This window comes from Nocardia rosealba, from assembly GCF_020216065.1.
Classification (GTDB): Bacteria; Actinomycetota; Actinomycetes; order Mycobacteriales; family Mycobacteriaceae; genus Nocardia; species Nocardia rosealba.
Genome location: NZ_JAIWNA010000001.1, coordinates 1399226 through 1413002, shown reverse-complemented (window position 1 = coordinate 1413002; position 13777 = coordinate 1399226). Strand labels below are relative to the sequence as shown.

General features: G+C 61.4%; 6 protein-coding genes. 1 reads left to right on the top strand and 5 read right to left on the bottom strand.

What is annotated here, in order from left to right:
- Position 1: 1 nt before the first annotated feature.
- From LDL21_RS06365 to LDL21_RS06345, 5 genes are all read right to left on the bottom strand, one after another.
- Positions 2 to 3130 (bottom strand): helicase-related protein, encoded by a 3129-nt coding sequence (locus tag LDL21_RS06365; RefSeq protein ID WP_225279141.1) that lies wholly within the window; start codon positions 3128 to 3130, stop codon positions 2 to 4.
- A complete protein-coding gene (locus LDL21_RS29995) occupies positions 3130 to 4860 on the bottom strand; it encodes a UvrD-helicase domain-containing protein (RefSeq protein ID WP_225279140.1) in 1731 nt (576 codons plus the stop codon). Before LDL21_RS29995 ends, LDL21_RS06365 begins: the two co-directional genes overlap by 1 nt.
- Positions 4861 to 4866: 6 nt before the next feature.
- The gene (locus LDL21_RS06355; RefSeq protein WP_225279139.1) at positions 4867 to 9576 is read right to left on the bottom strand and encodes a DEAD/DEAH box helicase; all 4710 of its coding nucleotides are present in this window, start codon (positions 9574 to 9576) and stop codon (positions 4867 to 4869) included.
- Positions 9577 to 9803: 227 nt separating this feature from the next.
- Positions 9804 to 10910 (bottom strand): DNA cytosine methyltransferase, encoded by a 1107-nt coding sequence (locus LDL21_RS06350; RefSeq protein ID WP_225279138.1) that lies wholly within the window; start codon positions 10908 to 10910, stop codon positions 9804 to 9806.
- 45 nt (positions 10911 to 10955) lie between these two features.
- Positions 10956 to 11984 (bottom strand): DNA cytosine methyltransferase, encoded by a 1029-nt coding sequence (locus tag LDL21_RS06345; RefSeq protein ID WP_225279137.1) that lies wholly within the window; start codon positions 11982 to 11984, stop codon positions 10956 to 10958.
- 460 nt (positions 11985 to 12444) lie between these two features.
- Between LDL21_RS06345 and LDL21_RS06340 the strand changes: the two genes are divergently transcribed.
- Entirely contained in the window at positions 12445 to 13716 is a 1272-nt protein-coding gene (locus LDL21_RS06340) for a hypothetical protein (protein WP_225279136.1), read from the top strand.
- The last annotated feature ends 61 nt before the right edge of the window (positions 13717 to 13777 follow it).

Genomic DNA, 13777 nt, shown 5'->3' with positions numbered 1-13777 from the left:
GTCAGTCCTTCCGCTTCAGGTATTTGACGTAGAGGGAGGTCTCCGCGTCGACATCGCGCATGCTCGTCATGGTGGGCCATGGAGCGCCACGGACTGGAAAGCTCCCGGCGTTCACATCCTCGGCCGGGTCGATCAGCGGTTTGTCGCCCGCTCTCGACTTCGCGTTAGGTGGCCGCATCGACCCGTACCGTTGGACGGCGCCGATACCGACTTCGTTTTTCCACCGTGCGAGCAGTTCACGCAGTTGCTCGGCGAATGGTCCTGCTTCCGCTGGGCTTATCCTTTTTGCCCGAGCAACTAGGCGTTCGATCAGACCGTCGATTTCGCTTGAGAAGTCGACGACATTCTGTGCAGATTCGTCGGTGCTCAGCTGTGGAATCATGAGGCGGGTAGAGGCCACGAGCACACCATGCCCGGCGCGGTCGCGAGCGCGAGGGGCAAACGGCGTCGCCGTCGTCGACTCGACCTCGCGGTACAGCGAACGATGGAACGGGATGAAGGACGCGTAATGCGAGCTGTCCCGCGATCTCTGGCTGTTCAATGCCACGATCACAAGCCCGGGGTTGCGACGGCCCACGCGGCTGGTGGACTGGATGTACTCGGAAGTGCTTTGGGGCTGCCCGGCGACAACCATGAGACCGAGTCGATCGATATCGAGACCGACCGAGATCATGTTGGTGGCAAGGGCCACGTCAGGGCTCTGGGGGTTCGGATAGCTCGTTTCGAGCCGAGCCATCGAATTGGGGATCTCCATCTGGTCGACGCGCGATGTGAGTTCCACGGGTTCCTGAGAGATCTCCCGGACCGGTCGTTGTCGTCGAGCCGCGACGACGTCCATGCGGTCGGGGACGTCGTCGAGGACCTGAAGGTATGCAGATCCAAGGACACGTAGGGCATTGAAGTAGCCGAGCAGAGTCCAGTAGGTGTCACGTACCTCATCGGGTGCGTCCAGATCACCGACCGCTTGGAGCAGAACCGAGTAGATGCGGACAAGCAGTGTGGACTGGCTTGTGCCGGGCGCCATCACTCCCACGTAGCGCCGCGTACCTTTCTCCTGCGCAGGTGCGTCAACAGCAAAGTAGTTGTCCGACGGTGTGAGTCCCGGGGGCGGGAATTGCGCTGTACCCCGGTCGAATACAGCACGAACCTGCTTTGCGGCACGGCGGACAGTCGCGGTGGATGCAAGGATTTTGGGACGACCTTCTCCCGTGCATACCATGTCGATCGCTGCTTCGTTGAGACCGACAATCGTGCCGAGTGGTCCGGAGATCAGGTGCAGTTCGTCCTGAACGATGAGGTCCGGACGGGAGTCCGTCGGACCATCGGCGCTGAGGAGCAGGCCTACCTCGTGTTTCCACGTCATCAGAGCGAACTTGTCGACGGTGCTGATGATCAGTGACGGACGATTCGCGTAGATGTCGGAATCGAGAACGTACAACGGAAGCCCATCTCGGAAGTCGCAGCCGGATTCGCCACACGCGATGGTCATCGACTCGCCAGACGCGTCGTAATGCTTGTGAGTAAGCTGCACCCCGCACCAGGGGCAGCGCACGAGTTGCATGGGGGTGCTGCCCTGAACGTGCTCGCCTTCGGCGATCTGCCGAAGAATCCTTTGCGCTTCTTTTGTGTCGGATGGAGTCGCCGCATTGCCCACCCACAGACCAAGCGAGATCGGCGCCGCTTCGGGAATTTCCGTGCGGCGCACGAGCTCCAGAGCGCAGATAAGGCCCCCAGCGCGTTCGAACTGTTGCCGGGTGAGGAGTCGAAGCGTGTACCGCATAATCGCAGATACACCGCCGTTGTCTTCCCTTCGGAGACGCCGAAGGAGGATGGTGAAACCGATGCAGCCCAGGTATGCCTCGGTTTTGCCACCACCGGTGGGAAACCAGAGAAGGTCGGCGACGGCGCGGTCGGGGTGGCGCGGATCCGCGAGCGCGGGGAGGTTCATCAGGATGTACGCCATCTGGAATGGGCGCCACCGTTGAGGCTTGGGTACCTCACCTCGTGAGCGATCCTGAGCACGGCGCTGGTGCACCATTGCTCGGTTCATCAGGCGAAACGCCCGGTCGACCTGGGGATGGTCGAGGGCACTTATGCCGGCCCGGATTCGCCGGGCACACTCCGCCGCTCTTTTCATATGTTCGAGCGCCACAGATCTATGTGCGGGCGAATCGATCGTTTCGGCCTCGACGCCACGCGTGGATATCCATCGCTCATAGGCGTCCACCATCGCGTGAAGCTGCGCACGGTCCGAGGTCTCAGCGAGCTGATCCATTCGCAGGTCGTAACGACCGAAGTCATCATGGTCGTCGCCGCCCGCCGGGCGCGCGAGATGGACTTGCTGACTGGGAATAAACGTCGTCCAGATCGTGCCCGGGCTGGTTGAATGCTCGTCCCAATCCACCGCACAGCCATGCCCAATGGCCAAGATCGGCTCATTGCGATACAGAAATCGTGCGGAGCGCTCATCGGGGTCGGCGCTCAACTGAGTGGGGTCGATGCTGCGGTCAACAAACCCTCCTTCTGGAGTGGAAACGATGATCGATGGTCGAAACCACGACGATCCGTCACTCGACCCTGACGCGTCGGTGCGGCTGTGACTGTTGACGAGGGAGACCGAGATTCGCACGTGTCCGGCGGCCGTAGGGGCGCGAACCACACCGACGATCCGCAGCAACTCGCCTTCGGCGACTGGCCGATCGATCGGCCCCACAGCGGTGCAATCGATCAAGACATCCTCACCCGTCGCCACCTCATGTGGAGTCCAAACTTGTCCGGATTCAGCGTATTTCCGCGCGGAAGCGTGGATTGCGATCCGAGGTGTAATCGCAGGATCGACTGTGAATGTCAATCCGACCGACGAAGGTTTGTGTGCGTGAGAGAGCGAAACAGCGACTTCGGTCGCAGCGTCGTCTGCGGTGCTTCCCGCTTCCCCGGCGGCGTCCTCCGCCAGACCGGCTTTGTAATCGTCCGCCTGGCTCTCGACCCGGGGATACAGCACGCCGACAATGATGCGATTGAGTGGCGGCTCGAGTAAGGGCTCCAGTTTTCGCGGGCCCATCAACTCCTCTTCGAGCGAGTCGACAAGGCTGTCGCGTGCCTCATACCAGGGAGAAAGATCCTCGTCCATCAGTCTTCCTTCTTCCACTCGACCGCAGCGAACCCCAACGGCCGTGGCTTGATCCAGAACGATGTGTCCTGGGTCGTGGTCCAACAGGTTTCGGTGCCCTCGAGGAGTACCGAGCCGAGGTCGGGCCAGCCATTCGTTTGGCCTGACCTTCCAATCACGCGAGCGAAATTGCGTCCGAATTCCTCAGTCGTCGAGCCAACGGCATGGCCGTCGATGAGGCAGCGGTACGCGGGCCATTCTGCACCGCCGGTCGACAGCCGTTCGAAAGTAACGGGATGGGATCTTCGCCTGATGCGCAGAGCTTTCTGGCCTCCTTCACCGCCGACCGGTCGCTCCGACTGCAGATGGTGGGGTTCGATAGCAACGGCCATGGCCTTCTGCGTCCGGGGGTGCGGCCGGTAATACAATCCGGCGCCCGGCAATTTACGGATGAAAGGGGTTTGCTGGTTGAGAACGACCACCTTCTGTCGTCCCCGGGACAGCGCCACGAGCAATAACTCGTTCTCCGGTGTGCCTTTCGCAGGCCTGAGCATGGCCGATGAACCGTCGACTACAACGTTGTCGAATTCAAGGCCTTTCGATTGGTGAACCGTGGACACCGCCACTGAGTCCGCGTCCTCGGCGTTGAACCAGGGCTCGATCGGGTCTATTCCACGGGAAAGCACGCGGGCAAGCGACCGCCAGTCGACGAACGAACCAGCGTCGGTTGCGTGCACGATGCTGCGGAAGACACCGTCCACCAGCGAGTCACGCTGTGAGACAAACTCATTGAAGATGTCTCGGGTGAAAGGCTTGCCTGATGTAAACTGCCACAGTTCAGCCACCCAGGGGGCGACGCTACGTTTTCGTCCGGGACTCAGCCAGGTACAAGGCAGTCCGGTGCGCCCGAGCACGTCGAAGAGCCAGACGACGTCGGCGTTGGTCCGAGCAAGAACAGCGGTCGACCCCTTCCACGTGCTCAATCTTTGGGTCAGCTCGTCCAGGTCCACGTGGGTGAGATCGGAAACCAGTTCATCGAGGAGCACGGTTCTCGTCGCCGAGTCCGCTCCGCGAAGGAGACGCTCGGCGCGCACGACGTCGCGTGCAGACTGCCGTTGCGCTCGATAGTTGTTCTCGAGGAAGAAGGTCTCGCCGATCGACCGCTGCGCAAGCGCCTCGACGAGCGCATCCCACGCCGACACTTCGTCACCGATTGTTTCCTCATCGAGGAAGTCATAGATCGATTGGAGAGGGTCGCCGAAGATCGTTACGCCCGAGGTGGCCGGAAGGGCATCGATGATTGTCAACAACAGTTCGCGTCGGACGGCGGAGAGATCCTGTGCTTCGTCGACAATAAGGTGTACAACATGATCGAGTTCGCCGTCGTAGCGATCCCGTAATTGCCGAGTTGCTGCCCTGATTCTTCCATCGAAATCCGGTGGCACCGAGCCGGAGTCGCCAGATGGATCGTCTGCAATCTGCCAGGCAAGCGAGTCCAGAGTCATAGCCGCGACTTCGCTCCGGTAGTCGTTATCTCCGGTCGCAAACGCATCGAAGGCGGCCCGAACGGCCGCTCGGGAGAACGAAACGAAGACTATCTGGTCACCCGAGTCCGGATCGATCTCGGAGTCGAGCTTCTGTATCAGTCCAACACTGGTCGCGGTCTTTCCTGCACCGGGTCCAGCAACCACAATACGGCGGGCACCAATGTCGCCGGAGAGCACTCGTTGCTGAAACTCATCGAATTCCACCCTGTATCAGTCCTCTTCGGAATTGATCACGTCGCGTTCGAACGACTCGTAGGCGATACTGTCGCCGAACTCGACGATGTTGTCGAGGACGTTTACGACGAGGACCTCCTCGCTGCCTCCATTCTTCGGGCCGCGCATTCCGCGGCCGACCATCTGGAGGTACCGCGCCTTACTCGAGGTAGGGCGAGTTATGTAAACAGCACGTGTCTTGGGAGCGTCGAAGCCCTGCGACAGGACGTTGTAATTCGTCAAGACCTTGAGATCACCATTCTTGAACCGCTCGATCGTGATCCGCCGATCGTCCGCGCTGGTATCCTGATCGATCGATGCCGCCGGTCGGCCCTGCAACGTCAGCAGAGTTGCCAGGGTCTGAGCGTTTTCTACAGATGCAGCGAAGACGACAATGGGCCAGTCCTTTGGCTTGCCGATGATAGATCCCACGATCTTCCGTGTGCGCTCCTCATCCTGTCCGAGTCTACGTGCCGCATCCATGGGCAGCCAGTACCTATCCCTGAACTGTTCGAGCTCTGAGGTGCTCAGATCGATGTTGACACCATGCAGAATTTCTAGCTGTGCGCGCGCGAGGACACGGTCTCGCTGAAGTCGGCGCTGCGGTACTTCGTCACCGAAGACCCCCTCATCAAGGAGATTGTTGTCGAATCGGTTGAGCAGTCGCTGCGTTTCAGCGCTGTCGTCTCGCCCGCGAAATGGCGTAGCGGTCAGCCCGATGAGCGGCCGCGTACGTTCGTAAACTCCTCGACCTGCCCAGTTGAGAATGCTTGTGTAAGACCGTGTTGTAGCTCCATGTGCCTCGTCGACGATGACGAGAGTACTGTCAGCAAGCCAATCGAATTCACTATTGTCCAGTGCATTTAACAACAACTTCTGCCATGATGCGACGACGACCTGTATACCACCGAGTTCCTCCTCCACGGAGTAATTGGCCCAGAATCGACTGAGGATGAGTTGGGTGTCGTGGAGTCCCTTCGCCCGCCAGAGGAACGACCACGTATCGATGGCCTGCTCGCAGAGTTCTTCCCCGTCGGCTATCCACAGGATTGGTCCTCGCACCGCGACATCGGGTCCGAATTTGGTCGCGGCGATCGCCTCGATCACAGTCTGAACGGCCACGCGTGTTTTTCCAGCACCAGTGGGTAGCGAGATGATTCCGCGGCGCGGGCTACCATCCAGCCCACGAATCAATCCGCGGAGTCGCTTGGACACCGTCTCCTGGTAGTCGTGAAGCTCAGACAGGACGGCTGGCCCGTCGATGTACTCGGTCGGCTTGTTACGCAGCGGAGCCTTCTGACCCGCCCATTCCTCGCTGAAGCCACGTTCCCGCACCCAATTTCGGGTGGTGTGCGAGCCGGACCACCTGGACGGAGGGCTGATGGGAAGTCCCGACGGGTCGACCCGGCATGCGCGCTCAAGTGCTTTTGTCCCAAGCATGTCGATACACAACTGAGCTAGTTCGACACCTTGGGGTGATACCTCGCCGTTCCGCTCGAGGTAATTGAGCGCGTCCACAGGGATCAGAGCTCGAAGTCTTTCTTCGCCTGCGAACTCCAAGAGGCGCGCTGCATCGTTCGGTGCACTGCGAACTTTTAGAAGTTTCTTGTTGTTTTTGCGTTCCGCGAGTTTCATAAGCCGAGCGTCGACCGCCTCGTCGGAATCATCGAGCTCAAGACTGGCGAGGGACTGTTTCAGAACCTCGCGGTCATTCGAACCAGTGACGAGCAGCACATCGCCATCTCGCCCGTATTCGACGGCGATACGCACCTCGGGACGACCCGCGATCGCTGCAACCTTGTTCAAAGAAAGACACTTCTGTATGACGAGGTCGTCAGGATCGGTATCGAGGTCGTCCTCCCGAAAGACGTCGAAGAGTTCAGTGAGACCGGACGGCTCAGCACTCGATTCATAAGAATACGTAACGGGTAGGTCGTGGTCCAAGCAGCCCCAGTTCGACCGAAGAATCATCGCATCTTCAGCAGTGTCTACCTGAAGGCACGGGATTCCGAAGGTCAAGAACTCACGGAGCTTCTCGGACGTAGTTGCCACGGCAATTTCGCCGACAGGTAGCTGCACCCATCCCTGTGCGCGGCGGCACCACAGTAACTCAGGGGCATCATCGGGTTTCAGGTATGCCCACCATGCATACGCCCGGCCGACCATCAATTGGTCTTTTCGCTCGACGTGCTTGCTGACGATCCACTCGAAGCGATCGTTCGTAAGGGTCTCAAGGTCGACGGACAGTTGAAGACGTTCGATGATGTCGTCTCCGACCTCGACGCCCGAAAAGACGGGAAGGAGGCCCTTGATCTCTGGGTGTAGCTCCTCAACCGCTGGCGCGAACGCCTGCTTGACAGGAACCGCTCCAAGAGCAGTAGGGAGAAGCCCGTGCTCACGCACCCACCAGAGCTCCGGCGCGATGAAGCGACCCGGCTTGCCCACAGAGGGATGGCTCACACGGATCAGCGGTGCCTCGACGATTCGCAGAACCTCATATGTGAGCGCGGTCCGGTTGGTTTCCGAGAGCGCTGGAAGACACTGGAGAGGCCCCAGAACAGAACTGCGCGAGGCAATCTGAAGGTCTTCGCGCTGGCGGGGACCGAGGCCCATCGCATCCCCGATTACGTCGGTCGCAACCTTCCAATACTTTACGAACCACTCCTCGCTCCGTGCGCCATTTTCCAAGGTCCTTTGTTTCGGAGCACTGTAAACGCCTAGTAAGCCTAGAATTTCAGCATCAGATGCGTGGTACGAACGGTCGACTAGAAATTGGGCGTCGCTCTTGCGGTCGTCGAGGATACCGGCGGCGATGTACAAATTCTCGGGGTAGACCCAGGCACCCTTGCCATTGCGCACCTTGACCAATCGGTGTGCCTGTCCCTCAAGGATCCGCTCGAAGCCCTCGGCGACTGCATCGACGCCAGAACCGCGCATCGCGATCCATAGAGAATCGAAATCGACCTTGGCCTTGGTTCTCAGGTCTGTGAGAAGCTGGAGCATCTCGCCACCGTCATCGAAGGTAGTGATCCCCAAAGCTTGCAACGCGGAGGCGGTCGACGGGCGTGCCGTCACCTCGTTGTCGATAAAGGCAGTGCCTTTTTGGGCTGCATCGGACCGGATGAAGCAACGCCCAGGCAGTGGCTGCTGGAGCTCGCCGTTCTCAAGGAGAACAATCCGCGAGTCACGCACGTCACTAGCGACGTTCTCCCGAAACTTCGCGTCCACTCCCGTGGGCATCTGAGCAGCGATCTCGATTGCGACAGAAGAGCTTTTCGAGGTCTTGTCGGCAACCGCTGCATGGAGCCAGTCCAGGACTCTTCCTTCGGCGCGCGGGTTCTCCTCCATCAAGCGCCTAACCTTTGCGCGGCGCTCGCGGGTAAGGCAGTCGGGGTGGACCCAGGCGTCGCGTTGAGTGGTCACGGTCATCCAAGATCTGGCCCAATCCATGGCAGGTTCGGGAATCATTTGGACCGATGAGGGAGATCGCAGCTCGCCGTCGAGCGTGGGAATCGACCGTCTTTCCCTAAGGCGTTGCATCACAGGCTCATTCAGGACAGTGTCCGCCCAACTCCTACTCTCCTTGCCGCGGGCGGGAAGGACGTCGATGTAGCGGCCGTAAGCGCCGTCCTGCACAAGTTCTAGGCGTGCAGCGTCGACGAGTTCAGGCACGACCTCGGTCAAGATCTCGTAGTTGAACGGGCATTCGATGACGTTGATGCGGTCATCGGAGAGCTTCCACGGAGCGTTGAGCCGCCCACTCAGCGTAACTTCTGAATCGACCGGAAAGTACGCGAACAGGCGACCCACACCGGTCGCGCCGGTAGCGGGCACCGCCCAAGAAACTGGTACAGCCTCGCGACGTGCAGCGTAGCCGGCAGAGTCGAGGGCCTCTGGCGATGGATGGTGGAGCTTCGACACGACCAGCCAAGTCTGCTCACCTTCTTCTGTAGCCAGCACTACCCGCTTGCCAGTTCGTCTTGTTGAGATCGTCCGATCAGCGTTGCCGAGTTCATCGCGGAGGCGGAGTTGTTTGACGCGAGGTGCGAAAAGGTTGAAGGAAGGGTCGAACTCCGAAATCTCTTCGGAGAGCTGGGGGGCTGCACCATCCTTGAGTGGAACCTTCACGATGGTGGCTGCCCAGAGCGAAAGCTCTTTCAGAATCGAGTCACTCGCGAATTCGATTGTGGGTTCGAGCACCCGGGCGAGGCGGAGCGATGGAACATCTGCGGGTTCGAAGTGTCGACCGGTCTCGACCGCCAGCTGCTTCGCCGACTCGGTCCGGCTGAACTCGAAGGAGATTGACTGGCTGAATATCTGGGGTCCGTCGGAGATCCCACTGATCGACTTGAAGCCGAGCCCGAAACGGCCGATCTCCCCGCCCGTCTTGTTCGAGAGATGAGTGTATAGGAGCGCGCGCACACCTGTGCCGACGAACGGGTGCCCTTCGTTGGCTACGTACAACGTATCGCGAGTGAGGACAACCTCGATCCGCCCTCCCGCCTCGGGGAGCGCGTCGGCTGCGTTCTGAACCAACTCCTGGATCTGTTTGCGGCCGTAGCCACCTTCTGCGATACCACGTTCCTTACCGGCGTCCTCGGCGATCCGGTCCGGGTCTTTTCGATACACCTCGAGGCAAGTGGTGTGGTACTTGCTGACCAGGTTGATCAGGGTCGGGTCCTGGCGTGCCCACGGCGCGGTGTTCATCGGGCCCTCCAGGCGTCGGGCAACTCTGCCACCGCGTACTGCCCATCAATCAGATCAGTCACCGAACTCCCACCTGCGCACGAACCACTTCGGTCGACGATAGGAGGTTTGAGCCCCCCACGTTGTGGGTAACAGTATCGGCTCGGTACGACCAGTTGGAAGTGAGTACGCGAGTTGTTACCCGGTCGATGAGGGCTATCGGACGGCAACTGCGGTTCGCTACAGCCTCAGCTGAAAAGCAAACCCACCCGCTGCAAGTAGTCGAGCGGGGCCGAGTCGCAGGTGTCGAGCCAGGGTCGATCGACGACCTTCATGGCGTCCTCGTGGCTCACCTGACTGCCCATCGCAGCCGAGAGCACGTGCAATGCCAACACCGGCGGGATTGCGTTGCCGATCTGCTGTGCGATATCGCCGCCCGACCAGGGGTAGTCGAGCGGGAAGGTCTGGAGGCGTCCGGCCTCACCAGGGCTGAATCGTGGGCAGGGGAATCCGGTGCTGTCGATGATCTGGTTTCGCGAGATCTTCCCCGTGACAGTCGCCGCAGGTTCCCGAGAACTGCGGCGTCCCCGCAACTTCGGGTCGCCTCCGGTCCCGTAGTTGGAGATGACCTGAAAGTCGTAGCCGCGATTCAGTGCGTCGCCCATGGTTTCCCAGGGCAGCAGATCCGCTGCGCCCAGCGTGCGGTCGATGCCTTTGCGGTAGGGACGATGTGTCGCGGTCGGCAGTTCGGGTTCACCTCGGAGCCGGGCGATAAGGATGGCGCGCCTACGCGTCTGTGGGACGCCGAACTGTTCGGTGCGAAGCACATCGGCGACAACGTGGTAGCCGATTCCTTCGAGGACATCGCCCATCCGCTTCCAGATCGGCAGAACAGCCGGAACCTGTTCGAGCACAATGACTTTATAGGGGCTTCCACGTTCGTCCGCTTCGAGCGCCCATCGCAAGGGCTCTAGAACAAGGCCCGTCCGCTCGTCCTCGAGGCACGCAAGATCGCCGGATACATCATCGCCCGCACCCATCCGGTCGACATATCCCAGCACTTCGTCCAATGCCTTCCGGCCTGCCCCGGAACCCGCGACGGTGAAGGTCTGGCATGGTGGTCCGCCTGTGAGAATCCACGCACCCGGCACGTCCGCTGGGCCGAAATCACGGACATCGTGAGGCCGCTCATTCAGGCCGGCAGCCGCCCTGGTCGCGCACGCGTTGCGGTCCCACTCGAAGCCGTACACGTCCAATCCCAACCATCGGGCGGCGACATCGAGGCCCCCCGGCCCGGCGAAAAGGTCGACCATGTCCGCTCGGCGTGGCAGCGGCGGCTCGTGGTCGGTGGGCATGACACGAGATCTTAGCCGGCGCGGGGTTCGGCAGACTACCGACCGTTAAAGGGCTGAGAGGGCTGTTCTCAATGCGACTCCCAGCGCGTGCGCGAACGGCGGCGGCGTGGCATTGCCCACCTGCCGATACCTGGCCGTCTTTCGACCCTCGAATGTCCAGTACGGCGGAAAACCCTGCAGCGCGGCGACCTGGTCGACGGTGAGTTTCAGCATGTGGTCAACGCCGAGCGACGGATCCCAGACGAAGTCGGCCGAGGGGACATCGTCGGCGAGTGCACGCCCATTGACCCCGAACTTCGCCCACGCGCGAACCGAACCTTGCGGACCCAGATCCCCGCCACCTCGTTCCCACGACCCTCCTACGATCGTCGGCGAAATCCCATGGGCCATGGTTGCCCAATCCGCAGCCTGCGGCCATCCGCGTGCGCCCATCGATCCCCGCAGGACCGATCCGACTGTCAGACCTGGGGCGGGCGGGATTGGACACAGATTCGCGGTGAAGGTATCGGTTGCGCCGTCGCGGAGCGCGACCATGACCGCGTACTCACGGTGCTGCGGCACCCCGAAGTCGCACGCGTCGACGAGCAGCCAGCAGTACTCGTACCCGGCATCCTCGAGATGCTTGGCCACGCGGGTGCGACTCGACGCATATTCGTCCCGTTTCAGCAAGTCAGGAACGTTTTCGATCAGCAACGCACGCGGACGCAATTCCACGGTCAACCGCGCGGTCGTCTCGAACAGTTCCAGTTCCCAGCTACTACCCCGGGGACGTGAGGCGGTCGCTGCCGACTTCACCCGCGGCAATCCTGCGGCCAGTACGTCGATGTCACGGTGTGCCGGAAGGTCGTGTCTGGGTTCGAACCGGAGCAGGTCCTTTTGCAGCACATTCCAGGTGGGACGGTTCGCCCGTAAGGTTTCGCAGGCTACGTCACGGTTGTCGAGTAGAAGTATCGGATCGAACCCGGCTTGCTCCAGTCCGAGCGCTAGTCCCCCTGCACCGGCACACAACTCGATCGAGGTAAGGCGATCGCTTCGGCGCAGGTCGCGCACATCGCGATCCGGTTCAGCCCGCATGTATGCCCCCTCGCTGCCACAGTGACCACAACTCGACCAAGAATAGCGGCCGACGACCTACAACGCCTGCACGTTATCGCCGACCTTCACCCCCTTCACCCATTCCCAGCGAGTTCTTCGTGAGCGTGGGTTACATGTATTTGGACAACCCTTTTCATTGCCCCACACAGCAATTCACGGAAATGCTGTCCAACGTGCAGGGTAAGGCGCATCCTCGAACTGCTAGGACTGTGTATTGGGGAGCTCGTATGACCATCCGTCGTGGGGATGATGAGGGTGGGTCGGCTGGGTTGCCTGCGCTGCAGCGGTTGCCAGTGCGCGAGGCCAGGGATTTATTCGAGCTGGTCAGGGCGGCGGGGGCGTTCGAGGCGGCGACTATGGACAGGTCGATCGACTCGTTGGTGGGGGCGTTGCCTCGGCCATTGCGGCGGGTGGCCAAGAAGATCATGTTCGGTGGGCGATGACGGATCTGACTACGCGGGCGCAGTTGATTCTGCTGGCGCGGACGTTGCATGTGCATCCGCAGCGGGTGCATCATCTGCGGTATCTGGGGGCGGCGCGGTTGCACGAGTTGCAGGCGCAGGTGTCGGCGGTGTTGTTCGATCAGCACGCGACGACGTTTCGGCGGATCAGTGCGCTGGTGCCGTATATTCCGCTGACGATTTCGATTCCGTTGGTGCAGAAGCTCGTTCCGCCGATGATGACCGGGCGGGCGGCGGGGGCTGTGGGGGTCGAGCATCCGCAGAAGGCTGTGGAGACGTTGGCGATGCTGGACACGAGCTACGCGGCGGATTGTGCCCCGTATCTGGATCCTCGCGCCATCGCGCAGCTGGCCGATCAGGCGCCCGCGCGGCCGGTGGTGCGGATCGTCAACGAGTTGTTGCGGCGGCGTGACTATGTGACGGCAGGGCCGTTCCTGTCCTGTGCGACAACCGAATTGATCGCGGCGGTCGAGGCCGGGGTGGGTGACGATGCGGGGCTGATCTACTCGGCGGCGTATTCGTTCGATGCCGAAGTGTTGAGTGCTGTTGTGCGCCAGCTACTCGACGGGCCGCATCACCGGATCCCGCGCATGCTGCAGACGGTGCTCAACGGGCCGCCGGGGTTGCAACATGCCGCGCTGTCGGTGTTTTCGCGTTGCGAGGACGACGTGGTGCGCCGAGTGGGCGACGTGCTGTTCGGTAATGCTCAGCCTGCCGACGTCACCAAGCTGGTACGGAACGCGCTGACGGTCGGAGCCGTCCCCGAATTCCTCACGCTGGTAGGACATCTGACACCGCTCGGGTTGTGGTCGCTGGTCGGCAACCGGGTGTTCGACGAGCCGGGCGTCGGCGCGCGAGTGGTGTCGATGTTGGAACACCGCGACGATGTCGAGAGTTGGCGTGGGCTGTTCACCTTGGCCTCGCGCATGGACGAGCGGGCCAGGAACGAGGTCGGCAATACGCTGGCGGCACTGTCGGATACAGCGGTCGCGGAGCTGCCCGCCCGGGCGACCGAAACCGGGTGCTGGCCCGCGCTACTCGATCTCGTCGCCGCGTCGGGGCCCGAGGCGCAGAATCGTTTCGGGAAGGTGTGGGGCGGGCTGGGACCGGAGCGGCGCGCCCGGCTGCACCGGTGCATCACCGAGCATCGGTACGACAGCAGGCTCGCGGAGATCACGGCGATGGTGGAACCGGTTGAGGTGGATCAGTTGTTCTTCGAACGGCGGCGAACGCAACGGCATCGGGGGTGAGCGCGATGCCTGGCGCGACAGCGCGACGGGTATGAGTCAGAGTGGTGGCAGCCGACTCGAG